This is a genomic window from Devosia sp. WQ 349K1 (genome assembly GCF_016595685.1).
GTDB lineage: Bacteria > Pseudomonadota > Alphaproteobacteria > Rhizobiales > Devosiaceae > Devosia.
On sequence record NZ_JAENGO010000004.1, the window covers coordinates 334033 to 358202 of the forward strand.

A 24170-nucleotide genomic window follows, 5' to 3' on the forward strand; every position below is an offset into this window, starting at 1 on the left:
CGCGGAGGGGGGATGGTCGATACGCCACTGGACCATTTAGCCGATCACCTGACCAACCGTGTTCAAGGGCGGTCGCAGCCCCTCGTTCTAGCCATCGATGGCAGAAGCGGCGTTGGAAAATCCACGTTCGCGGCATACCTCGCCACGCGCACCAATGCGCTGCTGGTCTCTGGAGACGACTTTTACCGCGGCGGCGTCACGCTGCGCCAAGACAGCGCCAAAACCCTCGCAGACGATTGCATTGATTGGCGATCTCAGCGGCACGTTTTGACCACACTGCGAAACAGCGCAAACGCGCACTACCACAGCTTTGATTGGGATGCTTTTGATGGCTCCCTAGCCGCCACACCAGTGCATCTCTCCCCGCGCCCTCTCATTATTCTCGAAGGCGTTTACTCGGCCCGGCCCGAACTCTCCGACCTCATCGACCTAGCGCTCTTAGTCGAGGCGTCGCCCCCGCTACGGACCAAGCGCCTCATCGCCCGCGAGGGGACTATTGGGCCATGGGAGCGCCAGTGGCATCGCGCCGAGGATTGGTATTTTGGGCAGGCGGCACCAAGCAATCGCTTCGACTGCATCGTCGCGTCACGCCCCAAATCTTGGCTCGTTCTGCGCCCCTTCCCCATCGACGCCGCCTGAGCCCCAACGCAGCGGTCAGAATCTGCGTTTACTTCGCGCCGTGATGACGTCATGCTCCCGTTGTTCAGCAATGCGATCAACGATCATGGCCACGATAATTTCGACCGCCTTCATGTCTCTCGATGGTGTGGTAGAAGCCCCCGGCGGCGAACCAGGCTACCGCAATTCGGGCTGGACCTTCCAAGACATCGACTTTGTCGAAGACGCCTATGCGATGAAGAGTGAAGAGCAATCCGTGTCGGATGCGATGCTGCTCGGCCGCCACAGCTACCAAAGCTTTGCTCCTATTTGGCCGGGCATGACGGAAGAGTTCCCCCGCTACAATGCGCTGCCCAAATTTGTCGTCTCCACGACGCTTGATGAGAGCGATCTGGTCAATAATTGGGGCGCCACGACCATCCTGCGCTCGATCGAGGACGTCGCCACTCTCAAATCCCATTTTAACGGCACGCTGATTATCCACGGCAGCGCCACCCTCACCCGCGCGCTCACGGATGCTGGCCTTATCGACCGCTACCACTTGCTGGTCTTCCCGGTCCTACTGGGTGCGGGCAAGCGCCTGTTCAGCACCACTGACAAGCCCAAGAAAAACCTCAAGCTGCTTAGCGCTGAGACCTATTCCAACGGCATTCAAAAGCTAGTCTACGAGGCCTAGCTCTATCCTCGCACCCGCATCGGCTTGCGCTGGTTCTTCATCGCATACATCTGGCTGTCCGCCCTGCGGAAGAAGCTCATCAGCTCTTCATTGTCTTCTAGCCGAACCACGCCCATCGAGACGCCCACTTCCATGGATTGACCCGCGATGGCCATAGGCGCGGAAACCGCCTCAATAATCTGCTCTAGCCGCTCCTCAGGCACAGCTTGCGGTGTCACCCGGAACAAAATGGCAAATTCATCGCCGCCAATGCGGAAGACATAGTCTTCGGCTCGCAAGGTCTGCGCGATCCGGTCGGCCACGGTTTGCAACACTTCATCGCCCGCCGCATGGCCGTGGAGATCGTTGATTGCCTTAAAGCCATCAAGGTCGAGAAGCGCCAGCGTCGGCCGCCCATAGTCGCAGCCTCGCTCCACCGCCTCTCGCAGCTTTTCGTCAAACGCCAGCCGATTGGGCAGTTTGGAAATGACGTCAGTTCGCGCCAGCTTCGCCAGCGCCTGCTCATGTGCCCTTTGCTCGGCCATGCGCGCCGATATATCGACGATGATCTCGACGTCATATTGCACACCATCGATAATGCTGCGCTGGGCCGAAATCAGCGTCGGCACGATTACCCCGTCCGCCCGGTGGATTTCGACATATTCCCCGACATAGCCACCCTCAGTCGCCAGCCGTCGATGCCGCCGTATCCGCGCCTCATCCTCGCGCACCGCACTTTCGGCCACCTTCACACCCTTGAGGTCTGCCCACTGACGCCCAACCAGCCGCAAATAGGCTTCGTTGACGCGCAGATATTGAGAGTCTCTTCCGCTACTCGTCGAGATCGACATCGCGATTGGGGATATTTCAAACATGCTCGACAACAGCGCGTTCAAAATTTCTGAGGGAATATTGTCTTCGCTATTCATTCTGAAAACCCACGTCGAAATTTCAATAGTTGTACTCTGCGGGATGAAAGTAAATCTTTGACTGCTCAACACTTGCCCCCCCGGGAGCGTTTGAGCGGCAAGAGTGATTTCCACGACGAACCTACAGGCAAAAAAACATCGGGGCCCTCGCGAGCCCCGATGCAACCGGTCAAAAATCCGCCCGGCTTACGCGTCGAACTTGATGTATTTTTCGCGTGCCGCCAGATACGGCATGTCGGTGCCTTCGGTACGTTCGCGTAGCAAGTTGAACGCCGAAACAAAGCTTTCCGCTGTTTCCTTGGTGAGTGCATCACCACCGGAACGGATTTCCGCGATCAGTTCCATCGACGCCTTAGCGCCAGCTTCAATGATCTCTTCTGGGAAGCGCTTGACCTGCACGCCATGCTCCTCGACGAGCGCACGCAGCGCGCGCGGATCGTTGGCATACATGTCGGAAGACACGTCGTCATAAGCCGCCTGAATACAGGCCTTGACGATTTCCTGAATGTCTTCTGGCAGGGCCATGAATTTGGCCTTATCCACCGCCACCTCGGTGGCCAAGCCCGGCTCGACGAAGCTTGGGAAGTAGTAGTTCTTGGCGATCTGATAAAAGCCCAGCGCCAGATCGTTATACGGACCAACGAACTCAGCCGCGTCCAATGTTCCCGACTGGAGCGCCGCAAAGATTTCGCCGGCGGCAAGATTGGTCACCGACGCACCAAGCTTGCCCCACACCTGACCACCAAGGCCCGGCGTACGGAAGCGCAGCCCCTGCAGATCGGCAACGCCTGTCAGCTCATTGCGGAACCAACCGCCAGCCTGGGTGCCAGTGTCGCCCGAGAGGAAGCCCATTAGACCGAACTGGTCATAGACCTTATCCCAGATCTCCTGCCCACCGAGATAGCGCACCCAAGCTGTCAGTTCGCGGTTGGTCATGCCAAACGGCACGCCGGTAAAGAAGCTCAGCGCTTGGCTCTTGTTCTGCCAATAGTATGGGGTGCCATGGCTCATCTCCGCCGAACCATCGATCACCGCATCGAGCGACTGCAGACCGGGGACCAACTCGCCCGCCGAGAATACTTGCACGGTCAGACGACCACCGGTTGCTTTGGTAATACGGTCAGCAACGTTCTGCGCACCAATGCCCAGGCCGGGGAAATTCTTCGGCCAAGTGGTTGTCATGCGCCATGTAATATTGCCCTGAGCAATCGCCGGAGCGGCCAGAGTGGTCGCTGCTGCAGCGCCGATGGTTGCAACAGAAGCTGATTTGAAAAACTCACGTCTCTTCATAAATATCCTCCCTGCAAATATTCTGCTGACGGGTTTCTCGTCATGCAGTTATCAATCACTAGAAAATCAATAGTCTTGAATTCTGTCCAGCGACTTGTGCGCAGCGAGTAATTTTTTAGAGAGCGAGAGCAACTTACTGTTTTTGTTAATTTCTTTGACGCTTTTTCGCACGATCAACGTTGTCCTCCCGCAGGCAGAGAGCCTGTTCACGCGGAGGACTGACCTATGCGTATGCCTAAAACTCTCGTTCTTGCTTCAATTCTGGCGCTTATCGCCGCTCCCAGCTTCGCCACGGACTATCTCGGTGGCGCGGTCAAATCCGTCGATATCGGCGGCAAATCCGTGCTGACTGGCGCGGGTGGGCTCACGCTCTATACCTTCGACAAGGATACTTCGGGCGTGTCCAATTGCTACGATGACTGTGCGGAAAAATGGCCACCGCTTTTCGCCAATGATGGCGACGCCGCCGAGGGCGATTTCACCATAGTCGACCGCACCGACGGCACCAAAATCTGGGCCTATAAAGGTGCGCCGCTCTATTACTGGGTAGATGACAAAGCCGCAGGCGACATCACCGGCGACGGCGTCGGCGGCGTTTGGCATCTTGCCATCGAATAAAGAAAACTGCGTAGCGACCCAGTGGCCGCTACGCTTCCTGCCTTAGTTCTGGCCGGGTAGCCGACGCGGCGGCAGATCGACCGAATAGAGGTTATGCGCGCCGATATTGCGCACATCCCGCTCGCCACACAGCGCCATGGTAATATCCATTTCGCGACGGAGAATTTCGAGCGCGCGGGTCACCCCGGCCTCACCACCGGCCCCAAGTCCATAGAGGAAGGCACGACCAATGAAAGTGCCCTTGGCGCCCAGCGCCATGGCCTTGAGAACATCTTGCCCAGAGCGAATACCACTATCGAGATAGACCTCTGTGTCTTTGCCCACTGCATCGACGATTTCTGGCAAAACCCGGATCGAGCTCGGCGCACCATCGAGCTGACGACCGCCATGATTGGAGACGATAACCCCATCTGCGCCATGAGCCACCGCCGCCTTAGCGTCTTCCGGGTCCAAAACGCCCTTAACAATCACCTCGCCGCCAAAGCGCTCCTTCACCCAAGCCACTTCCTTCCAGCTCAACGACGGATCAAACTGGCTTGCTGTCCATTGCGACAGGCTTGAAAGGTCGCCCCCGCCCTCGACATGCCCCACAATATTGCGGAATGAGTGGCGCTTGGTGCCCAGCATCTGCATGGCCCAACGCGGCTTGCGGGCCATTTCAAAAATGAACTTTGGCGTGAACTTTGGCGGAGCCGACATGCCATTGCGCAAATCCTTGTGGCGCTGCCCTAGAATTTGCAGATCCATGGTCAACACCAGCTTCGAGCACTTCGCGGCCTTCGCCCGATCAATCAACCGTTCAATAAAGGCACGGTCGCGCATCATATAGAGCTGAAACCAGAACGGCTTCGAGGTGTTTTCGGCCACGTCTTCAATCGAGCAAATGCTCATGGTCGAGAGCGTGAACGGCACGCCAAATTTTTCTGCTGCCCGCGCCGCCTTGATCTCGCCGTCAGCACATTGCATCCCAGTCAGCCCTGTTGGGGCCAGCGCCACCGGCATTGCAGCAGCCTGTCCGCCAAACATCGTGGCCAGCGAGCGGCCCTCCATGTTCACGGCGACCTTCTGCTTGAGGAAGATTTTTTTGAAATCCTCCGTGTTCTGGCGGTAGGTGCTTTCCGTCCAAGCACCGCTGTCGGCATAGTCGAAAAACTGCTTAGGCACACGACGGCGCGCTTCCGCCATCAGTTCATCAATGGTGAGCAGTTTATCGAGCTTGGTCATAAAATTTCTCCGGCCGAGACATTCGCCTAGCAACTAACATGTTAGTCGTCAATGTCTGTTCGCACAAAGCAAAACTCAGCGCTCAACTTGTGTCAGCACAGGCCCTGCACCGGCGCGTTTGGCCTTAGGAATTGGCGGAAAAACCACGAGAAAAACGCAAGGTCGCCAGAACTACTGTAAAGCCGAACACGACCATGCCCCCAGCCAGAATATGGGCTTTATCCCATTCTAATCGCTCGACGAAATCATAAAGGGCAATGGAAAGGACCTTGGTCTGACCCGGAATATTGCCCCCGATCATCAGCACCACGCCAAATTCACCAATCGTATGGGCAAAGCTCATAATCGCACCGACCACATAGCCCGGCTTGGCCAGGGGCACTGCCACCCGCCAGAACCTCTGCATCCGCCGCGCGCCTAACGTATCCGCCGCCTCAAGCACCTCTTGTTCAATCGCTGCAAAACTATTGCGCAGCGGCTGCACCATAAACGGCAGCGAGCCAAGCGCCGCGCCGATCACAAGCCCTTGGAATGAAAAGGCTAAAGTCCGCGCACCCCAAAGCCCGGCCAGCGCGCCCCCTGGCCCATAAGGCCCCAGCGCCAATAGCAAATAAAACCCAAGAACTGTGGGCGGCAACACCAGCGGCAGCGTCACAATCGCCCCAATGACTTCGCGCCCCCGCCCTTTCCCATGCGCCAGCCACCACGCCAAAGGTGTAGACACCACGAGCAAGATCGCCGTGACACACAGCGCCAGCGTCAGCGTTAAAACGATTGGCGAAATCAGCTCACCCATTCATCTGCCATTCTATATCTGCGCCTCAGCACATCGCTTTCTGTACCTCGCCCCTACGGGGAGAGGTCGGCGCGCAGCGCCGGGTGAGGGGGCCCTTCTTCAAGGTTAAGGCAAACACAAGAAACTACTCCACCGAATAGCCCGCTGCCTCAATTACTGCCACCGCTTCAGCCCCGCGCAAATAGGCGAGAAACGCCTCTGCCGCATCCTTATCCTTAGCTCCATTTAGCAAGACTGCCCCCTGCGCAATCGGGCTATAGAGCTCGGGCGGCACCACCCATACATCGTCTTTGCCGATCACTTGGCTCAAGGCAACGAACCCGAGTTCCGCGCTTCCCGTCTCAACAAACTGCAGGGTTTGCGTGATGTTTTCGCCCTGCACCAATCGGTCGGCCACCACCTCGTATAATTCCAGCGCCTCAAGGGTTTCGACCGCGGCCGCCCCATAGGGAGCCGCTTTCGGATCGGCAATAGCAAGTTTTTGGAAGTCACCGTTGAGCGGCGCTTCACCCGTTTCGAGACCGGGCGCATAGAGGACCAATCGACCCAAGGCATAGACGAAATCCGTCCCCGCCACACCGTGACCCTCTGCAATCGCTTTTTCGACCCGTGCAGTATCGGCCGACAGGAAGACATCAAACGGGGCCGCTTGGCTAATCTGCGCATAAAGCTGTCCGGTCGCCCCAAAGCTCAGCACCACCTCGTGGCCCGAAGCTTTGGCAAAATCCTCGGCCAATTGCTCAGCCACTTTCGTGAAATTGGCAGCAACAGCCACATGCACTTGGTCCGCAGCACAGGGCAAAACACCGACCAAAAGCGCCGCAACCGAAACCACCAGTTTGAACATTTTATCCTCGATATGTTCTCCCAGACATATCGATGACCGAACGCCATCCCACTGGCAAGCGGATTTTCAGGCTGTTGGCTTTGCCATGGCCTCGCGCAGCGCCGTCACCTCATGGACAATACTGCACTGCGCACTGACTTCCATCCGGCGATAGGCCGCCAACACTTCGCTTCCAAAGAGAGTTAGCGTGGCCCCACCCTGAGTAGACCCACCGCGCATGGACATCACTAGGGGCTGCCCAAAACCATCATTGAGGTCCTGCACCAGGCTCCACGCCCGCTTATAGCTCATGCCCATCGCCTTACCGGCGGCTGCAATTGAGCCTGTCAGCTCGATATTTTCGAGGAGATCGGCTCTCCCGGGACCGACATAGGCGGTTTCCGAGAGAACAATGCGCAAATGGCCAAGCCCATGGTCCGGAACAGGTTTTGCCGATCCGGCCACGCGACGAGGTCCTTAGCCCTTGAGCGCGCTAGCTTCGCGCGCCAGCGCTTCTATCTTGGCAAAATCGCCCGATGCCAGTGCATCCGCTGGCATGATCCAGCTGCCACCAACGCAGATGACGTTGGGCAGCGACAGATAGGTCTTGGCCTTGACGATATCAATGCCACCGGTCGGGCAGAAGGTGATGTCTGGCAGTGGCGAGGCAAAAGCCTTGAGCACTGGCGCACCGCCAAGAGCTTCCGCTGGGAAGAATTTAAGGAAGGAATAGCCGCGCTCAGCTGCGGCCATAGCCTCGGTCGGGGTGCCAATACCCGGCAGGAGCGGAATAGACACGTCTTCCGCCGCATCAAGCAAACGCGGCGACGCCCCCGGCGACACCATGAAGCGGCAGCCTGCATCCACCGAGCTCTTCATATGCGCGGCATTGCGCACCGTGCCAGAGCCAACGATCGCGCCTGAAACCTTGGCCATTTCTTCCATGACCTTGAGCGCGTTTGGCGTGCGCAGGGTCACTTCCAATATAGGCAGACCACCGGCGACCAGCGCCTCGGCCAGCGGACGGGCCTGCGCCACATCATCAAGAATAATCACAGGCACCACCGGTGCCAGCGACAGAATGGAACGAATGGCGTTTGCGTCCTGCGGCATGAACTCTCTCGCGAATGTCAGCGGTTATTCGACTAAAGTCGTTAGGCCCTGCAACACCCGAGCGCAAGGCGATTTATGCAGAACGGGGACGCTTGGCGACAAGATCAATCTCAACCAACGCGCCGACCGCCAGCGCCGTTACGCCCACAGTTGTACGTGCAGGCAGCTTGCCTACTTCGAAAAAGCTCGGCCAGAGAGCATTTAACTCAGCATAGTCCCGTTCAAACTCGGTGAGATAAATCCGGGCCATCGTGACGTGCTCTAGCCCCAGACCAATTCCGGAAAGAACAATCTTGAGGTTTTCGACGACACGGCTCGTCTGCGCCTCAATCCCTTCGGGCAGCGGTGCGTCAGGATTGTTCGGATCAGTCGGCATCTGTCCGGTAATAAAAACCCAGCCATCCGTTTCCACCGCATGACTAAACGGAGCGACAGGACGGGGCCCGCTCGAAACCATGTGATGCAGAAGCTCGTTCATCGAAATTCCCTAAATACTGTGCAGGGGCTTTACCGCTCGGCGTCCGGCCCTCACATTAGATACCTAATCATGGAGACGATGATGGCCGACACTGAATACAATATCCAGCGCGAAACCGGCCCAACTCGTGGCCGCTACGTCATTTTTCTGGCACCCGGCGCTGAGGCCGAAATGACTTACTCCAAGACCGGTGATGGCCCTATGGTGATCGACCACACCGGCGTCCCGCGTGATTATGAAGGCCGGGGCATTGCTGCCCAACTGGTCAAGGCCTCCATCACCGATGCCCGCGAACAGGGATTTAAGATCCACCCTGTCTGCCCCTATGTGGTGGCGCAGTTCCGGCGCCACCCAGAGTGGTCCGATCTTCTCGCTTAGTGGATCGGATTGCCTTCTTTCAGCAGCGGCGCCAAATCCTCCCAAAGCAGGAAGACGCTTGGCGCACCATAGGCATATGCGGCGACCTCATAGGGCTGGAACTGAATTTGCAGTCCCAGCTCATTGGACAGGTTCCAGCGCTCAACATCGCCGACGATGTCTTCAAGCCCTTCCGATGTTGAGGCTTCTGGAAACAGAATGTCACTCAGCTGCGCCTCGAGCGCTGCGGCCGTGATTTTGGCTAAGTCGAGCGTCCAGTTCTCGCCCTCGAACACATCATCAGCCGAAAGAAAACGGCCTTCAGAGGGCAAATAATGTCGGTAGGTTGTGCTGTACCCGCCGTGGGCGGCACCATGCGGATACCATTGCGAACTCACCTCAAACGAGATGCGGTCGTTCCAGTGCAATTGCTGCAGGCCAATCGTTACCGTAGCGTCTTCGCCACCTGGCGCATCATCGCCTTCCAAGTCAGTCTCGCCAACCGATGAAAGCTCGCCCCCCAAGTCCCTAAGAGCCTTGTTCAGCCCCGGCACGAACTCTGCATCGCTATCAAACTGAACAATGGTCAATTCATGCCGCCCCACAGGCCAGCGGAAATCAGGCTCTTCTTCGATGTAGCTATCGATGTAGCTGGCATAGGTAGACAACGGATAGAGACGATGGCCATTTACAATCCGGCTCATTTCCAGCGCCCGAAGGCGGGAGGAATAAATCTGATTGAGGCACCAGACCATGCGCTCATCAAACGTGCCGTCGGCAACGTTTTTGTTGTCAGCTGAACAAGCGCGCTGCGCATAGTTGAGCCAATCCTGCTGGCTCTTTTTCACCGCCGCTTCGGCATCAGGCGACAGCCCCGCTAGGGAGAAAGCATAGGCCTTCGCCAGCCGCTCATCCGCAGTGCTGATTTCTGTATTGTCGCAAATCGCCTTCTCGAATGGCGTGCTGGCCTTGCTGCAATCAAAGCTCGCAGCCCATGTCGGCCCTGTGGTGAGAGACGGAAGAACCAGAAGCGACAAGGCAGGCAATAAGCGGATCATCAGCTACTCCTCAATAAGTGAGGTGAAGCCTAATCGCGCTTTGCCTACCCGTCACCCTCTCGCCTAGGCCAAGAACTGCTGAATAGCGATCAATTCTTCCTGCCGCACCTCGTGCCCGCCCTCATGGAAGACAAGCTTGGTCGCTGCGCCATTGGCCTCAAAATACTGTGCCAGGTCCTCAGTCACCGATGCCGACGCCATGGGATCGCGGCGCCCAGCTGTGATCAACACCTCGGCCTTGGTCAGATCGACCGGGGCCGGCGTAAACGGGATGAGCGGGTGCATGAGCACACTGGCATCAAACAGGTCAGGGTGATTGAATTGCACATTGGCCAAAATGTTCGCGCCGTTAGAATAGCCAAGGCCGACCACTTTGCTCGGGCGGTTTGCGCCAATTTGCTCGCGTATGAAGGCCGCCATAGCGTCCGTGCGCAAGGCCAAATCGGCCATATCGTAAACGCCTTCACCCGTGCGCTTGAAATAGCGCAAGGCTCCATGTTCACTGACATCACCACGTGGCGCCACGCGGCGTGCAACCGGCAGCAATTGTCCGGCCAAGTCAAAGAACTGGTTTTCGTCTCCACCGGTCCCATGGAACAAAAAGATCAGCGGCGCATCCGCGCTCGCTCCTTCCGCTGTGCGAAAATGATACTGTGACATAGCGATACTCCTGAGCTGTGCTCAGAATACCGGGCAAAGGCCCGCTCTCACAATGGGCGAACACCGTCACGCACTGTTGCCAATTAGCGAACAGGCACCATTTGGCCGGGTCGGTAGCCGGCCAAAATCGCTGCACGCAACGAGTCAGCTGTGCTCGCAGCAGCCAATTCCTGCGTGCCCTTAGTGGATTCCTGCCTGTTGACGGTCAGTTTACCGCTCTGGAACGCCGTTCCCGTCACGCGTGTGGTCTGGAACAGTACAGTCTCGCCCTGCGTAATCGTCACCGAGCCAGTAACCTCAAGGTTCGATGGCCGCGCGATCGCAAAGGCAGTGGACATTGAGTTTTGCTGCCCCCCCTGACGGGCTGACACCTTCAAAATCGGATCGCTCTCGCTCGCGGGACCTGGGAAGGCCACTTTGAGGCGGTTGACGATGATCTGTTCCATACGATTGGTCGGCTCAGCAAACTGGAAGCTCGCGCTGCTCATCCCGCCAGCAGTATTGGTGCCATAAACCGGCGCGAAACCCGAGCATGCGCTCAGAGCCACACTGATCATAACCGGGGCCAGAACAGTCAGAAATCGCTTCATCATCGTTCCGGTCTCCTTACTGCGCCACACCCGGCAGCTGCACATTGCCCGAATAACCGAGATTGAACCCAGCTGGCGACCGCAGACGGAAAGTGGCAACAGCCCGCAGGTCATTAGCGGTATCATGTGTTGGGCCAGTACGCGTAATCTGCCCACCAATCAGCACATAGCCGTCGTCATATTGCAGTCCGCCGCCAACCTGCAAGAAGCTATTGGCACTCAAATCCCAATAGGCATTGCTGCTGACCGACCAGTAATCAGCGATCGGCACGCGCACTTCCGCGCCCACTTCATGCATGTCACGGATATTGCCAGTGAGCGGGGTCGCTTCAGCATAACGATAGTTGAAAGCACCACTCCAGCCGTCTTGAGCGTAGCTCAGACCAAGGCCCGCACGAGCGATTGAAAGGTCCGCATTGTCCACCTGCACCTTGCCGCCGAATTTCAACTGATTGGCCAGTGCTCCATAAACGCCTAGGACGCCGTAGGACGCATTAGTCTCAAGCCCTGTCCCCACGCCAACTTGCTGACGATTGGCAGCTGCGAAAGCATTTTCACCCGCCAATTGATAGGACTGGCCACCGATCACTTCGAGGTAGCTGCCGTCATCAAGGCTTGCCATATAGCGCCCGCCGACGTTCAACCGTAGCCCACGCTCTTGTTTATCAATTCCAGTGAAGCGATTGTAGGAGAACAGTGTGCTGTCATCAAACATCACACTCTGTGAATCTTCGTTGGTAATCCCCGGCTGGCTGTTCGCAGCGCCGCGATAGACCAGCTGAGCAATCGGCTCTACGAGATGTGTTACGCCGGTGTTGTACGACACAAGTGGATATCGCACATCAACGGCGGCAATTGGGGTCAGGCCGACCAGTGTCTGCTCTTCCGGCGCATGGATCGACGGCGATTTGCCATCATAATTGGCCGCGTCAGCGCGCACGCCCAAGAATGGCGTCACCGCCGCGCCACCGAAAATATACTGGTTCTGCCAATTGGCCTCGACCATGCCGTGGAAACGCGTCCCCGCATAACCATAGTCATATGGCACACCATTGCGCGAAGTGGTGTAGTCGCGTTCCCGGTAGATATTGAGCATACGCCCGTCGACTTCAACGCGTCCTGCGCCCGGCGACAGGTCGAACGTGCGTTCAAGCCGTACATTTGGCAGCGCCATGCCTTGCGCCTGACGGGCCTGCTCTAGGCTGTCGCCGAGCACATTAAACTGCTGCACGCGTGCATCGACATAGGTGTCTTCGGTCAAATGCGTGGCATAAACTTCGTTGATGCTGGCACGGCGAACTTCGACGTCATAATCTTTGTAGAAAGCATTGTCGGTGGCCGCCGCATAGGCAAATCCCACAACCCACTTTTCGACCGGTACAAATTCACCGGCCGTCTGCAGCGCCCCACGCCATTCGCGTTTCGCATCGGCGAACGTAAAGGCATTGTCATCGCCTTGACGCAAACCCGTTGCCTTGACCGAAATTCGGCCATTGTCAAAACGCTGGACCCATTCCGCTCCAAGCATAAAGCCCTGACGGCTCATCAAGCGGGGCGACAGAAGAATATCGGTAGAGGCGGTCGAATAAGCCTTAAACGGCGCATCAATGCGCACACCATGGCTATCGGTAAAGGTCACTGTTGGCTGCGGCAGCCAATCCATATCGAGATTTGGGAGCCACAAATAGGGCAACCACGCAATCGGCATACCCAGAACGGCTAGGCTTGGCTGCTCGAAAGCATGCGAGCCATCACTTTCATCCTTGGTGACCTTATTGGCGTGCATGGACCAGCCAATGCGCCGCCCCTTGTCATCCACGCACTCACCGCAAGGCGTGTACTTGGCATTATCCAGAACAGTCTTGAGTGCCTGGTCGTAATCGGCGTGGTCAGCTGTAATCTGGGAACCATCATAATTGGTGATGGTCAGCGAATCGAGAACGGCCTTTTTGAACTTGTCGGTCAGCTTCAGGGTCGGGCTGCGCGACACGTTCCCAAAAGGGTCAGTCAGCGAAACATTGCCACGAACATCCATCTCACCGTTGGCACGATCATAAACCAGTTGATCGCCCGTCAGCACATAACCATCAGCGCGCACCACGACATCGCCGCGCGCTTCAATAATATTGGTCGTGTTGTTGAAGGTGAGTTGCTGCGCTTCCACAGCGGTTGGTGCGTTAGGGTCAACCGGGCTATTGAAGAAATTGGTCGGCACCAATCCCTGAGCATGAACAGGCGCAACACCCGCCAGCGCGATGCTAGCGAGCAAGACCAGCGCAGTCCGCTCTAAGATTTTGCCCCGTGTCTGCTTCAACAGATCCAGCCTTTCTCACCAGGCATTGCCTGCATGGGAGGGAAGGCTCCCTCACTTTAACGCACACTTCCGAAGTGCTGAATGACTCAGAAAAATCGGATTTTGTTAAAGTACCTTCCATTGCCTAGAGGGGCAATCCGCATTCTACAGATCCCCCCTGCCTATGGATAACAGATCGTTTCCAAATGCAGGTTTTGCGCGAGTTTGAACAACTCTCCGCCTCGCCGTCGCGGAATTTTATCGAGACCTGTGGCCAATTTGCCAGAAGATATCAGCTTTCACGCGCCCTCTCCGCCCCACCGCGTTCGCGCTTAGCCCCGTATAGACCAACATCAGCTTCCATGAGCGCAGTGGCAAAATCCAGATATTGACGCGTCGGCGTGACGCCCACGCTCACTGACGCAAGCTCCTCATCCACTTTCGATATGCGACGGAACTCCAGCGCGACCTGCTTGTCGATTTCCACCTGCCAACGCAGCGCCTGTTCGCGACTGGCATTGGGCACGTAAGCGCAAAACTCATCGCCACCGATCCGCGCCACAAGACTCTCCTGGGGCAAGACTGCAGAGAGCGCCTGCGCCACCGCCATAATCACATGATCACCGACAGCATGCCCGAATTGGTCGTTCACCTGCTTGAGCAAGTCGACATCGGCGACCAGAAACACCCCGTTCACATTATGCCCTGTGGCGAGCTCAAATTGCGGAATGAAAGCACGCCGATTGAGCAGACCCGTCATCGGATCAGCCATAGCCTGACGCGACAGCTCAGCACTTTTGCGCAAAAGCGCACCATAGGACTGCTCCAAGGCGTCGAGAGTGTTGAAATAAACCAGCGCGATAGGAAAGGCCGTCACAAACGGCATGACCAGCCGAATAGCCACTGTAACATCGTCAGCTTCGACACCCATATAGGCGCGAATTGCGACAGAAATCGACATTGTAAATGCGGTCGTCAGCGCTGCGACTTTGGCAGCCTGAAACAGGACACGCCGGGACGGCAAATGCATATTCGCTAGCTACTCAAGTTTTCCTGCGCTGAGCAGTCAGGTTCAAAGCTCAAAGGACCCCCGACTTCTTATTGAAGCAGATCGCAGTGTCATGCAATTGCGCTCAATGACGCGACACCCACTCGCGCGGACACTAATCCTTGATCAGCTGAAAACACCGCAGAGCGCACGGCCACGCCTTGCAAACCATAACCAACCCGCCAAAAAGGAAAAACCCCAGTCCTCTTTCGAGAGACTGGGGTTTTTGTTTGGTTGCGGGAGCAGGATTTGAACCTGCGACCTTCAGGTTATGAGCCTGACGAGCTACCGGGCTGCTCCATCCCGCGTCAACCACTGTGCCTTGCGGCGTCGTGTGAGCTTCATATAGGGAACCAAATGCGCCGCCGCAACCCCACCCAAAAGTTGCCCACAGGCTATCTTTGCACCAAAGCAATGGCGAAACCCCAAAAGGAAAACCCCAGCTCCTCTTTCGAGAAACTGGGGTTTTATTTGGTTGCGGGAGCAGGATTTGAACCTGCGACCTTCAGGTTATGAGCCTGACGAGCTACCGGGCTGCTCCATCCCGCGTCAACCACAGTGCCTTGCGGCGCGGTGTGAGGGGGTTATAGGCGGCATAACTGCAGACCACAACCCTCCAATTTCAAAATCACGACGGATTTAATCGCGTCTGTGGACAAACATGGACGCCAAGGCGCCTTTGTGCGCTTTTCCCTAGGCCAAAGCTGGTTTAGCTTTCGCGCAATTCGAGCGACTTGGAATTTCATATGCGTTTAAAACAGCTTGGCCATACTGACATTACCGTCACCGACATTTGCCTCGGCACTATGACGTGGGGCAGCCAGAACACCGAAGCCGAAGGCCATGCCCAGATCGCCATGGCCAAGGACGCCGGCATCACTTTTATGGACACGGCCGAGATGTATGCCGTTCCCGCCAGCCCCGCGACGAGTTTTAAAACCGAAGAGATAATCGGCAATTGGTTCGCCCAAAATGGCGACCGCGAGCATTGGGTCCTCGCCAGCAAGATCGGCGGCCCAGGCCATCGCCATATTCGTGACGGCTCCGCCCCTTCCAGCACCAGTTTTGCCCAAGCACTCGAGGGCAGCCTTGAGCGTCTCCAAACCGACTACCTCGACCTTTACCAAATCCACTGGCCAAGCCGCCCGCACTACCACTTCGAAAACTATTGGAAGTTTGCGCCAGAAAAACACGATCGCAAGCAAACTCTCGACCACATGGCGGACGTGCTCGGCGCGATCAACGCAGCTTTGGCGGCGGGCAAAATCCGCTCATGGGGGCTCTCCAATGAGAGCGCTTGGGGCCTGACCAAATGGGCACAGCTTGCCGATCAGATGGGTGTCGACCGCCCCGTCACCGTGCAGAACGAGTACAATCTTCTGCGTCGCAATTACGATCATGACTTGGCCGAAGTGACCCATCACGAAAACATTGGGCTCTTGGCCTATTCGCCTCTCGCCGCGGGCGTTCTGACCGGCAAATATTTCGATGGCGCGACACCCAAGGGGAGCCGCAAAGAGTATCAAAAGGGCCTTTGGCGCTTGAACGACTACTCAGAGACCGCGACCAAACGCTATCACGCCCTCGCCCAACAGCACGGCCTTGATCCCGTCGCCATGGCGATTGCCTTCTGCACCACCCGTCCCTTCGCCACTTCGACCATCATCGGCGCGACCTCCACCGAGCAACTCGCTCAGTGTCTTTCGGCCAAGGATCTGGTGCTCTCACCCGAAATCCTCGCCGATATCGAGACCATCCATCGCGACATGCCTCGTCCGATTTAATCGGCTCTAGTGCTCTGGCATGCTGGCGCTATAGTCAGCATGCCAAACTCTTTTTCAGGTCCGCGCATGTCGACGCTCTTCACCTCTATTTTTCCGCTGCTGGCCTTCTTTGCCTACAACATCATCATCCCCCAGATCGAAAAGCTGCGCCCTTCGCTCTCGGTGATCATGAACATGCAGCGCCGCCGCTGGGTGTATAATGCCACGCTGCGCGAAAGCCCGTTTGACGCCATCCTCTCAGGCAACATCATGGGCTCGGTCAGTCTTCTGGCCTCGACGTCTGTGCTGCTGGTCCTCGCGGTTTTTGCCGTTTTTGGGCAAATCGATTCCGTCATGGAAGCGCTCAACTCCATTGCCCGTGATCAGGCCTACACGGTCTCCGAGGTTCAGCTTCATCTCATCGTCATGCTGACCATGTTCGTGCTGGCCTTCTTTTCCTTCACGCTCTCCCTGCGCCAGTTCAACCACTATTGCATCATGCTGGGCGCGCTCGATCATGACCGCCGCACGACGGAAGATGAAATCGACTCGATTGCCGCCATGAACGCCTTGGGCGCCAAGAACTTTAATTCCGGCATTCGTGCCTATTACTTCTCGGTGGCCACGGCTGCTTGGTTCGTGTCCGAGTGGCTCGCGGTTGCAACCGCGCTGGTCACTGTCCTGGTTCTGGCCCATCGCGAGTTCTTTTCCTCGGCCCATCGCTCAGCCGCCTCTGCCGTAGTTATCGCAGCGCGCCAACGCAAAAGCCCCACCGGCGCTGATTCTGCGACCAAGACGCCGAATACCGACGATTAAGCAGGCGCAATCGCCCACCAATTTATGACATTGACTTTCATATATCGAAGGGGTTTATTCCCCCCAATTACGGAACCTCTGGCCCCTCCGATGCTTGTTTGTCAGTGTAATATGATCACGTCCCAAGAGATTGAGGAGATAGTCCTCGATCTGTTGAAGGCTGATCCGTGGCAATTGGTGGTTCCTGCGAAGGTGTATTCCGAACTCAATCGACGCGCGAAATGCGCAGGCTGCGTTCCGAATGTGGTGGACATCATCGTCCGCGTCACAGAAAATTACCACGCACAGCAAGCAATCCCGCCCGCTGAGCTGGTACAGCTCCAGTCTGGGTTGGAAAAACTCAAGAAACAGAGAACTGGAGTACGCAGTGAAAGGCGAACCACAAGTCATAGAGCGGCTTAACGAAGCCCTTTTTCTCGAGCTCGGCGCGGTTAATCAGTATTGGGTGCACTTCCGCCTCTTAGACGATTGGGGCTTTAAAAAGCTCGCAGCCAAAGAGCGCGCAGAATCCATCGAAGAAATGCACCATGCCGATCGCTTGATCGAACGTATTATCTTCCTTGAAGGCCATCCAAACCTGCAGCGCGTCGCACCATTGCGCATTGGTCAGAACATCAAAGAAGTTCTCGAGGCCGACCTGGCTGGCGAGTATGAAGCCCGCGAAGCTTATCGGAACAGCCGCGCGCTTTGCTCCCAGCTGCATGACCACGTGTCCAAGCAGATCTTTGATGAGCTGTTGAAGGACGAGGAAGGCCATATCGACTTCCTCGAGACCCAGCTCGAGCTTCTCGAGAAAATCGGTATTGAGCGTTACGGCATGCTCAACGCTGCTCCAGCCAACGAAGCTGAATAAATTTAAAACGCCCGGACCTTTGGTTCGGGCGTTTTTGTATTGGGGGGACTAATGCAATTTCATACTGGTCGGCTCATCGACCACATTCATCTACGCGCCCGCACTTTTGCGGTGACCAAACGATTTTACGAGCGCGTCCTCGGGACTTTGGGAATTTCCTTCACCGCATCCGGGCAAGGCTGGTTTCAAGCCGATGAGCTGTTTGTCGATGCCGCTGACGCACACACGATTGCCAGCCATATCCATCTCGCCTTTCAGGCGCAAAGCCCAGAGGCCGTAGACGCCTTCTATCGCGAAGCCATTGCCGCTGGCGGCACAGACAACGGCAGGCCCGGAGCCCGCCATTATCATCCCGGCTATTACGCCTGTTTCGTACTCGACCCCGACGGCAACAATATCGAAGCCGTTTATCACGGCCCGAACACGCGCTCCGCCGCCTCGGTGACGATCACCCCGCAAGCTTAATTGCTGAGCGGTCCAAACAGACGATCCAGCTGACGCACAACGTCCTGGGTCGCCATCGTGCCTTCGGGCACTTCCTGGGGGGCGTCTGGCGTCACCGCCACATAAGGCACCCCGCTGGGGAACGCCCCGAACTGGGTGAAGAAGCTGATCATGTCGTCCAACACCGGCATGCGCCAACGCCACATAGCGCCCATAGCGATCACCGGCTCCATGTGCCCATACCCATCATAATACTTTGTCGTGACCCACACGCCCTGATTTTGCAGGCGCTCAGCGAGCCGCTGCGTATTCTGCACACGCACAATCGGGTCCGTCGTGCCCGAACCCAGCCACATCGGCGGGCTGTCTTGGGTGACGAGGTTGATGGGCTGCGTTCCTTCAGGATTTGGTGCCTGCCCAAAGGCCTCCACCACGTCGCCATATTCAAATGGATAGAAATCATATGGCCCGGAAAGCCCGGCCACAGCGCGGATCGGCATGGTCACGCCCGCTTCATTTCTAAAGCTTGGGTCAAGGGCCAACATCACAGCATTGTAAGCGCCCGCCGAGTGGCCGGCGAGAAACAGACGATTGGGGTCGCCGCCATAGCTGGTGATATTGTCCTGCGTCCAACGCATCGCCAGCGCCAAATCTTCCAAAAACTCCGGGTACCGCACTTCTGGCACAAGGCGATAATCGGCGATGACCACCACGAAGCCGCGCGCCGCCAAGGCGCGTCCAGCAAACTGATAATCCGCTCTCTGCCCACGCACCCACGCTCCGCCATAAACAAAGAACACAACAGGGGCCAATTGCCCCCGCTGTTCGGGCGTATAAACGTCGAGCTTATGCCGCGTGCCATCGCGATACGAAATACCGTCACCGGCCTTAACCGCATTGGCGTCCATCACCGGCGGCAAGTTGAACGGGTCCATAATGTTCTGAGCCGATGCCTGCATAGGCATAAGGCTGGCGCATACAGCGAGCGCCATCACAGCGCGCTTGAGAATAGACATAAGCCGAACCGAGAGTTTCGAGGGAATTGCGGTTTTGCAGATAAAGCCGCAATAATTATGACGGACTGCGCCGAAATGGGCGAGGGCAGGCGCTTTGGAATGACCCGGCCTGCCCTCTGCTTAAGCGCGCTGAGACTGCGCTGGCATGGTTAACGAAGGGTAAATTTCACCCTGCCCCGCTCATCACATTCTTCCAAGCCTACCGGCGCAGGGCCTCGAGCAAGGTGCCAGATACGTGCCCATCGGGCAGCAGGCCCGCGCGGGTCTGGAACGCCATAACGGCCGCGCGGGTCTTTGGCCCCACCACCCCGTCGGGCGAGCCAACGTCAAATCCACGGCGGTTGAGCAGGGTTTGCACCTCTGCCCGCTGCGCTTTGGTCAGCGCAAAATCACCCTGCGGCCAGGCCGTAGCGAACGCGCCGCCGCCGATGATCCGATCGGCCAAATGCCCAACGGCGAGCGCATAGCTATCCGAATTATTGTAGCGCTTGATTACTTCGAAATTAGGCAGCAGCAGGAACGCAGGGCCCCGCGCGCCCGCTGGCATATAGAGCCGCGCTTCGTCCCCAACTCGTGGGAAATCGCGTCCCGAAACGCGCGTAATCCCCATCTGTCGCCAAGTGCCGATAGAGGCCTTGTTCATGTCGCGTGCGCGCGCAAAATCAAAGTTCTGCGGCAGGCGCACTTCGTAGCCCCAGGTCTCCCCCGGCCGCCAGCCAAAGCTCTTGAGATAATTGCCGGTCGAGCCCAAAGCGTCAGGAATGGAGTTCCAGATATCCTTGCGCCCATCGCCATTGAAGTCGATGGCATAGCGCATAAAGCTCGATGGCATAAATTGCGTATGGCCCATCGCGCCGGCCCAAGATCCGGTCATGCTTTTCGGCGCGATATGCCCTTCGTTCAGGATTTTCAGCGCCGTGATCAACTCACTGCGGAAAAACTCCGTGCGATAATTGTTCTGCGTCAGCGTTGCCAGCGCATGGATCGTGTTGTTGCCACCCATGTAGCCGCCATAATTGGTTTCCATGCCCCAGATGGCCAGAACCACTTCGGGCTGCACCCCATAGGTCTGCTGAACGCGGCCAAGCGTTTGCGCCCATTCTTGGCGCATGGCGGAACCCTTAGCGGCCTGCGCCGCCGTCACCCGCTTATCGACGTATTGCTGCACAGTCTGGGTAAACTCAGGCTGCGACTTGGTCAGCTCGGTGACCTTTGGAATGGGCGCATAGCCCGAAAAAGCCGCTTCGAAAATCTGCTGACGGACACCGGCGCGTTGCGCATCGGGCCAGAGTGAGCGCACAAAACTTGCCGTATCGGCCAGCGCCGGTGCTGTAAACGCGGCTGAGAGTGAAACGCTGGCAAGTGCCCCCGCCACAAGCGAACCAAACAAAGATTTGCGGAAACAGCTGAACATCGTAAGCCTCGTGATACGCGCTACAGATAAGTCACGGTGCGCCCAGACCCGAGGGTCCGAACGCGCGTATCAAAATATTAACGCATCCGATTAAGATGGCCTTAAGGCAAACCGCTCAGCTGATCACTTCCATGTCAGTTTCCATGTTGTTCCAACAGTGGCGGCTCATTGGAGCTATTTGCCGACACATATTTGATCCGCTGCACCGGCGTATGGATGCCCCGTTCAGTGAAGAGCCGCATCAGCGTTTCACTATAGAAGCGCCCCGCCCCCCACTGCTTGCCCGCTAATGTCTTGATGCGCGAGCGCAAGGAAACCGAGGTTGGCGTCAGCGCGATAAGCCCCTGCAAATCAAGCACATCGAGGATAACCTCGGCAAACTCTGGGCGTGCCATGACGATATCAAACGCATCCCGCATCGCCTGCTTGGCCTGCTCAATATCGCTATCGGTCGAGATTTCGACGTCCGAGACGTAGAACGAGAACCCGCGATTCATATTGGAAACATCCGTCACCGCCGAGAACGGAATGAGGTGCACGGTCCCGCTCATATCGCGAATGGTCACGGACCGGATCGTCAGCTTCTCAACCGTCCCCGACTTGCCCGCCACCTGTACGCTATCGCCCTCATTCATCACGTTTTCAAACTGAATGAAGATGCCGGTAATAATGTCCTGCACCAGCTTCTGCGCGCCAAAACCAATGGCCAGACCGACCACACCCGCACCAGCCAGTAGCGGCGCAATATTGACGCCAATCTGCGCCAGAGCCAGCATGGCCCCAAACACCACGATCACCACGGTGAAGGCGTTCTTGAACAGGTTGAGCAGCGTCTTTTCGCGCGATGTCGGCGCCCGGCCCACATTGGGGTTGAGGCGATATTCTACCCAACTGGCCATCACCACATAGATGACCACAGCCGCCAGCACGATCAGCAGTGCCGAAACGATCGAACCGACAACATTGAGCCCTTCATCGGTTGCCATCCAACCGGTGAAATCAAACAGCGACCACGCCTGGCCGATGGCAATCACCGCAACCGCCACAAGGATCCAGCGCACAACCGCCATGACACCCGGCACGAATGTCCGCAGCCGCGTTTCCAACAGCGGCAAACGCGTTTTCACATCGTCAGGCAGATTGAACCCTGCGCTGACGAACCGTCCAATAAAGGTCGCAACCAGCGTCGCCACAGCGATGATGATCAAAGATTGAACCGTTGCCCCTACCATGAAGGGCAGCGCCCCGTCTGGGTTCGAGAACCAGACGATCAACAAGGCAACGAGATAGGCGATGACCAGCACATGCCATTGACGCCCCAAAACCGTGAGGAGCCGTCCAAAACCGACATTCTCCCGATCACGCGCATGGGCTTCGAGCGACAGGCGCACGTCATCCTTGTTCTGCAAGACAATGACGATGGCAATCACCACTGAGGTCACCATGACGAGTACCTCAACCGCATCCCCCGCTGCCCCGGAGACCAACCCGCGCAGCACCGGGGCCACGAACATAAAGGTGTAGCCCACGAGAGAGATCATACGCGCGCTCCAAAACTGCCAATATTCTGCAGTATCGTCCGCAAGCGGCAGCAGGCGCAGCGCCGGATAGCGCGGCATCAGCACGACGCGGAATGCAAGCTTGACCACCTCAACGACCAGATAGGCATTGAGCAACAGGGTCTGATTGATCCCCATTGCTCCAGAGCCTGTCGTGCCAAAATTCAACGCCAGCACATAACCCAGACTCCAGGCAATGATGATGCCTAGCAGGTCCACCAAGGTCGCGACAATCAGCCCCCCGCCGCGCTTCCACATGGATTGACCCGCAACCCGTGCCGCGATCCGTGCTGTAATCGCATTGACGACGATGCGCAGCACCCAATAGCTCACCAGCAGGGCAACCAGCACCATGCCGACATTGATAAAGAAGTCACGCAACTGATGGCTGGACGCCGCAGCGCCGTCAGTAAAGAGCGTTTTCACACTCTCAAACGCACCACCAAGGTTTCTGATCGTGCGTGAAGCCCCCTCCGCGACGCTGCGCGTGTACTCCGCCAATTCGCGCGCAATGCTGAGGTCTGTCGGCCCAGCCGCTTCCGGCTCTGCCGCCGCATCCCCGGCACTCGATTTCAGTTTCTCAATCAGCGCTGCGCGCGCCGTATCGTTTTCGAGTATTTTAATGAGGTCATCAGCTGCCGAACTTGCTGCAGGCGGGGCCGCAACAGGCGCTATTTGCGCGTGCGCGGCCATCGGAATGAGTGCGAAGAAGAGAACGGCGAGGATTTTTATAAACGGCATGAGACCTGAATCTTTGACGTGCAACCAGTAGACCTTGTCTGATTGGACAATGCCGTCAAGCCTCAGCGGTTCACCAGATTTCAAATGGCACGGTTATTCGGACGATCAGCGGCGCAATTGTGCAATGAACGCCTCGCACTGCGCCAACACAGCTGGCGCGTCCGGATCAAGCTCAGAACGTACACTGTCCGCCCCGTACGCCAACCGCCCGAGCAAATCGACCCGCATAGTCTCCTGGTCGCCTCCCAAGCACAGGTCCTCAGCATCGACCAAGGCCTGTCGCATTTCCTGGACCGCGAGGAGTTGCGCAAAACGCGCATAGAGAACCCGCGCCACACTCGGGTCACCAGCAAAGTTCAACCCGGCAAATCCAGCGCTCGCTCTTTGCCCCGCCCCAAAACAATCAAAATCGAGGCACCCCTCATACCCCAGTGCTTCCTTCTGCGGATGGATGCGGCAGCGGTAGTCTTGCTGCAAAAAATGACACGCCTGCCCGGAGGGCTTGTCGTGACCAAAATCAGCCGAGCGCTGAAACGACAGAGCAACGCAGCAAAGCGCAAAGCAATTTTCACAATCCCCCTCAAAGCGCTCCGCCATCACCACATCCTTCCTTCAAGCCCACATCATACCCAAGTGCTTATGGAACTTCCACAAAAGTGCAGCCATTCACCTCCCGTATACACGCCGCACCTCCCCCTTGCGGTGAGGGAGGTGGAGGTGGTTTTAAGCAGATGAACTCTTCTCACCTCGCCCCTTCGGGTTAGGGGGCCTTCCACAAGCCCCATGTGAGGCCACCGACAGGTACGTGCCACTACGTGGTAAACGCAAAAAGCCCCGCTGTTGAGCGGGGCTTTTTGTATTTGGTTTTGATGATCGTAGAGGAATTTATGTTTTTGGCAGACCTTGCAGTGACCTACTCTCCCAAGTCTTGAGACTTAGTACCATTGGCGCGGAGGAATTTGACGGTCGAGTTCGGGATGGGATCGGGTCTTGGGCTCCTCGCAAGAACCA

Annotated in this window: 25 protein-coding genes, 2 tRNA genes and 1 rRNA gene; 8 read left to right on the forward strand and 20 right to left on the reverse strand. The window is 57.1% G+C overall.

The genetic code is table 11. The annotated features are described in order from the left end of the window. Positions 1–12 precede the first annotated feature (12 nt). Positions 13–639, forward strand: coding sequence for a uridine kinase (locus JHL21_RS10480; RefSeq protein ID WP_200213332.1), 627 nt, complete (start codon positions 13–15; stop codon positions 637–639). 85 nt (positions 640–724) lie between these two features. Next, positions 725–1294, forward strand: coding sequence for a dihydrofolate reductase family protein (locus tag JHL21_RS10485; RefSeq protein WP_200213334.1), 570 nt, complete (start codon positions 725–727; stop codon positions 1292–1294). Positions 1295–1296: 2 nt separating this feature from the next. Here JHL21_RS10485 and JHL21_RS10490 read toward each other — a convergent pair whose 3' ends face one another. After that, positions 1297–2202, reverse strand: coding sequence for a sensor domain-containing diguanylate cyclase (locus tag JHL21_RS10490; protein WP_200213336.1), 906 nt, complete (start codon positions 2200–2202; stop codon positions 1297–1299). Positions 2203–2388: 186 nt separating this feature from the next. Beyond that, complete coding sequence (locus tag JHL21_RS10495; protein ID WP_200213338.1) at positions 2389–3492, reverse strand: TRAP transporter substrate-binding protein; 1104 nt, start codon at positions 3490–3492, stop codon at positions 2389–2391. Positions 3493–3717: 225 nt separating this feature from the next. Between JHL21_RS10495 and JHL21_RS10500 the strand changes: the two genes are divergently transcribed. Then, positions 3718–4110: a hypothetical protein gene (locus tag JHL21_RS10500; RefSeq protein ID WP_200213340.1), complete on the forward strand. Its 393-nt coding sequence runs from the start codon at positions 3718–3720 to the stop codon at positions 4108–4110. Positions 4111–4152: 42 nt separating this feature from the next. On the opposite strand, the gene JHL21_RS10505 is transcribed toward JHL21_RS10500, so the two are convergent. From JHL21_RS10505 to JHL21_RS10530, 6 genes are all read right to left on the reverse strand, one after another. Next, positions 4153–5334 (reverse strand): alpha-hydroxy acid oxidase, encoded by a 1182-nt coding sequence (locus JHL21_RS10505; RefSeq protein WP_200213342.1) that lies wholly within the window; start codon positions 5332–5334, stop codon positions 4153–4155. Positions 5335–5458: 124 nt separating this feature from the next. Further along, complete coding sequence (gene modB / locus JHL21_RS10510; RefSeq protein ID WP_200213349.1) at positions 5459–6130, reverse strand: molybdate ABC transporter permease subunit; 672 nt, start codon at positions 6128–6130, stop codon at positions 5459–5461. 124 nt (positions 6131–6254) lie between these two features. Beyond that, complete coding sequence (gene modA / locus JHL21_RS10515; RefSeq protein ID WP_200213351.1) at positions 6255–6977, reverse strand: molybdate ABC transporter substrate-binding protein; 723 nt, start codon at positions 6975–6977, stop codon at positions 6255–6257. 66 nt (positions 6978–7043) lie between these two features. Beyond that, positions 7044–7421 carry a LysR family transcriptional regulator gene (locus JHL21_RS10520; protein WP_200213353.1) on the reverse strand — a complete coding sequence of 126 codons (378 nt, stop codon included), beginning with the start codon at positions 7419–7421 and terminating at the stop codon, positions 7044–7046. A gap of 12 nt (positions 7422–7433) precedes the next feature. Beyond that, the gene (gene eda, locus JHL21_RS10525; RefSeq protein WP_200213355.1) at positions 7434–8069 is read right to left on the reverse strand and encodes a bifunctional 4-hydroxy-2-oxoglutarate aldolase/2-dehydro-3-deoxy-phosphogluconate aldolase; all 636 of its coding nucleotides are present in this window, start codon (positions 8067–8069) and stop codon (positions 7434–7436) included. Between the two features lie 73 nt (positions 8070–8142). Beyond that, complete coding sequence (locus JHL21_RS10530; RefSeq protein ID WP_200213385.1) at positions 8143–8526, reverse strand: RidA family protein; 384 nt, start codon at positions 8524–8526, stop codon at positions 8143–8145. A 102-nt stretch (positions 8527–8628) separates the two neighbouring features. Here JHL21_RS10530 and JHL21_RS10535 point away from each other — a divergent pair, with 102 nt between their 5' ends. Beyond that, positions 8629–8925, forward strand: a complete 297-nt coding sequence (locus tag JHL21_RS10535; RefSeq protein ID WP_199531960.1) for a GNAT family N-acetyltransferase — start codon at positions 8629–8631, stop codon at positions 8923–8925. Here the strand turns inward: JHL21_RS10535 and JHL21_RS10540 are convergent. From JHL21_RS10540 to JHL21_RS10570, 7 genes are all read right to left on the reverse strand, one after another. Further along, positions 8922–9962 (reverse strand): DUF3298 domain-containing protein, encoded by a 1041-nt coding sequence (locus JHL21_RS10540; RefSeq protein WP_200213357.1) that lies wholly within the window; start codon positions 9960–9962, stop codon positions 8922–8924. The genes JHL21_RS10535 and JHL21_RS10540 overlap by 4 nt on opposite strands. 63 nt (positions 9963–10025) lie before the next feature. Beyond that, on the reverse strand, positions 10026–10622 hold the full coding sequence (locus JHL21_RS10545) for an alpha/beta hydrolase (protein WP_200213359.1): 597 nt from the start codon (positions 10620–10622) through the stop codon (positions 10026–10028). Positions 10623–10705: 83 nt separating this feature from the next. Beyond that, the gene (locus tag JHL21_RS10550; RefSeq protein WP_200213361.1) at positions 10706–11215 is read right to left on the reverse strand and encodes a hypothetical protein; all 510 of its coding nucleotides are present in this window, start codon (positions 11213–11215) and stop codon (positions 10706–10708) included. A 13-nt stretch (positions 11216–11228) separates the two neighbouring features. Then, a complete protein-coding gene (gene lptD / locus JHL21_RS10555; RefSeq protein WP_200213363.1) occupies positions 11229–13526 on the reverse strand; it encodes an LPS-assembly protein LptD in 2298 nt (765 codons plus the stop codon). A 271-nt stretch (positions 13527–13797) separates the two neighbouring features. Then, the gene (locus tag JHL21_RS10560; protein ID WP_254082008.1) at positions 13798–14466 is read right to left on the reverse strand and encodes a GGDEF domain-containing protein; all 669 of its coding nucleotides are present in this window, start codon (positions 14464–14466) and stop codon (positions 13798–13800) included. Positions 14467–14784: 318 nt separating this feature from the next. Next, a tRNA-Met gene (locus JHL21_RS10565) sits at positions 14785–14861 on the reverse strand. 164 nt (positions 14862–15025) lie between these two features. After that, a tRNA-Met gene (locus tag JHL21_RS10570) sits at positions 15026–15102 on the reverse strand. A 197-nt stretch (positions 15103–15299) separates the two neighbouring features. Here JHL21_RS10570 and JHL21_RS10575 point away from each other — a divergent pair. The 4 genes from JHL21_RS10575 to JHL21_RS10595 all read left to right on the forward strand — a co-directional run bounded on the left by JHL21_RS10575 (position 15300) and on the right by JHL21_RS10595 (position 18450). Next, positions 15300–16337 (forward strand): aldo/keto reductase, encoded by a 1038-nt coding sequence (locus tag JHL21_RS10575; RefSeq protein WP_200213365.1) that lies wholly within the window; start codon positions 15300–15302, stop codon positions 16335–16337. Positions 16338–16403: 66 nt separating this feature from the next. Next, a complete protein-coding gene (locus tag JHL21_RS10580) occupies positions 16404–17132 on the forward strand; it encodes a DUF599 domain-containing protein (RefSeq protein WP_199531967.1) in 729 nt (242 codons plus the stop codon). Positions 17133–17499: 367 nt separating this feature from the next. After that, positions 17500–17985, forward strand: coding sequence for a bacterioferritin (gene bfr / locus JHL21_RS10590; protein WP_200213366.1), 486 nt, complete (start codon positions 17500–17502; stop codon positions 17983–17985). A 51-nt stretch (positions 17986–18036) separates the two neighbouring features. Next, the gene (locus tag JHL21_RS10595; protein WP_169196825.1) at positions 18037–18450 is read left to right on the forward strand and encodes a VOC family protein; all 414 of its coding nucleotides are present in this window, start codon (positions 18037–18039) and stop codon (positions 18448–18450) included. Here the strand turns inward: JHL21_RS10595 and JHL21_RS10600 are convergent. The 5 genes from JHL21_RS10600 to rrf form a co-directional block, all read right to left on the reverse strand. Then, positions 18447–19445 carry an alpha/beta hydrolase gene (locus JHL21_RS10600; protein WP_254082009.1) on the reverse strand — a complete coding sequence of 333 codons (999 nt, stop codon included), beginning with the start codon at positions 19443–19445 and terminating at the stop codon, positions 18447–18449. The two genes, JHL21_RS10595 and JHL21_RS10600, sit on opposite strands and share 4 nt — an antisense overlap. Positions 19446–19644: 199 nt before the next feature. Beyond that, positions 19645–20859 carry a lytic murein transglycosylase gene (locus JHL21_RS10605; protein ID WP_200213368.1) on the reverse strand — a complete coding sequence of 405 codons (1215 nt, stop codon included), beginning with the start codon at positions 20857–20859 and terminating at the stop codon, positions 19645–19647. 134 nt (positions 20860–20993) lie between these two features. Further along, positions 20994–23159 carry a mechanosensitive ion channel domain-containing protein gene (locus JHL21_RS10610; protein ID WP_200213370.1) on the reverse strand — a complete coding sequence of 722 codons (2166 nt, stop codon included), beginning with the start codon at positions 23157–23159 and terminating at the stop codon, positions 20994–20996. 105 nt (positions 23160–23264) lie between these two features. Beyond that, positions 23265–23756, reverse strand: coding sequence for a hypothetical protein (locus JHL21_RS10615; protein WP_200213372.1), 492 nt, complete (start codon positions 23754–23756; stop codon positions 23265–23267). Between the two features lie 303 nt (positions 23757–24059). Further along, a 5S ribosomal RNA gene (rrf, locus tag JHL21_RS10620) occupies positions 24060–24170 on the reverse strand; the annotation flags it as partial.

Excerpts from the sequence above, each read along its gene's own strand:
- JHL21_RS10605 (WP_200213368.1), bottom strand. The coding sequence starts at position 20,859 with ATGTTCAGCTGTTTCCGCAAATCTTTGTTTGGTTCGCTTGTGGCGGGG.
- JHL21_RS10485 (WP_200213334.1), top strand. The coding sequence starts at position 725 with ATGGCCACGATAATTTCGACCGCCTTCATGTCTCTCGATGGTGTGGTA.
- JHL21_RS10505 (WP_200213342.1), bottom strand. The coding sequence starts at position 5,334 with ATGACCAAGCTCGATAAACTGCTCACCATTGATGAACTGATGGCGGAA.
- JHL21_RS10535 (WP_199531960.1), top strand. The coding sequence starts at position 8,629 with ATGGCCGACACTGAATACAATATCCAGCGCGAAACCGGCCCAACTCGT.
- JHL21_RS10540 (WP_200213357.1), bottom strand. The coding sequence starts at position 9,962 with ATGATCCGCTTATTGCCTGCCTTGTCGCTTCTGGTTCTTCCGTCTCTC.
- JHL21_RS10545 (WP_200213359.1), bottom strand. The coding sequence starts at position 10,622 with ATGTCACAGTATCATTTTCGCACAGCGGAAGGAGCGAGCGCGGATGCG.
- JHL21_RS10490 (WP_200213336.1), bottom strand. The coding sequence starts at position 2,202 with ATGAATAGCGAAGACAATATTCCCTCAGAAATTTTGAACGCGCTGTTG.
- JHL21_RS10480 (WP_200213332.1), top strand. The coding sequence starts at position 13 with ATGGTCGATACGCCACTGGACCATTTAGCCGATCACCTGACCAACCGT.
- JHL21_RS10615 (WP_200213372.1), bottom strand. The coding sequence starts at position 23,756 with ATGGCGGAGCGCTTTGAGGGGGATTGTGAAAATTGCTTTGCGCTTTGC.
- JHL21_RS10610 (WP_200213370.1), bottom strand. The coding sequence starts at position 23,159 with ATGCCGTTTATAAAAATCCTCGCCGTTCTCTTCTTCGCACTCATTCCG.
- modB (WP_200213349.1), bottom strand. The coding sequence starts at position 6,130 with ATGGGTGAGCTGATTTCGCCAATCGTTTTAACGCTGACGCTGGCGCTG.
- JHL21_RS10580 (WP_199531967.1), top strand. The coding sequence starts at position 16,404 with ATGTCGACGCTCTTCACCTCTATTTTTCCGCTGCTGGCCTTCTTTGCC.
- JHL21_RS10530 (WP_200213385.1), bottom strand. The coding sequence starts at position 8,526 with ATGGTTTCGAGCGGGCCCCGTCCTGTCGCTCCGTTTAGTCATGCGGTG.
- eda (WP_200213355.1), bottom strand. The coding sequence starts at position 8,069 with ATGCCGCAGGACGCAAACGCCATTCGTTCCATTCTGTCGCTGGCACCG.
- JHL21_RS10600 (WP_254082009.1), bottom strand. The coding sequence starts at position 19,445 with ATGTCTATTCTCAAGCGCGCTGTGATGGCGCTCGCTGTATGCGCCAGC.
- JHL21_RS10550 (WP_200213361.1), bottom strand. The coding sequence starts at position 11,215 with ATGATGAAGCGATTTCTGACTGTTCTGGCCCCGGTTATGATCAGTGTG.
- modA (WP_200213351.1), bottom strand. The coding sequence starts at position 6,977 with ATGTTCAAACTGGTGGTTTCGGTTGCGGCGCTTTTGGTCGGTGTTTTG.
- JHL21_RS10560 (WP_254082008.1), bottom strand. The coding sequence starts at position 14,466 with ATGTCGATTTCTGTCGCAATTCGCGCCTATATGGGTGTCGAAGCTGAC.
- JHL21_RS10500 (WP_200213340.1), top strand. The coding sequence starts at position 3,718 with ATGCGTATGCCTAAAACTCTCGTTCTTGCTTCAATTCTGGCGCTTATC.
- JHL21_RS10595 (WP_169196825.1), top strand. The coding sequence starts at position 18,037 with ATGCAATTTCATACTGGTCGGCTCATCGACCACATTCATCTACGCGCC.
- JHL21_RS10575 (WP_200213365.1), top strand. The coding sequence starts at position 15,300 with ATGCGTTTAAAACAGCTTGGCCATACTGACATTACCGTCACCGACATT.
- JHL21_RS10495 (WP_200213338.1), bottom strand. The coding sequence starts at position 3,492 with ATGAAGAGACGTGAGTTTTTCAAATCAGCTTCTGTTGCAACCATCGGC.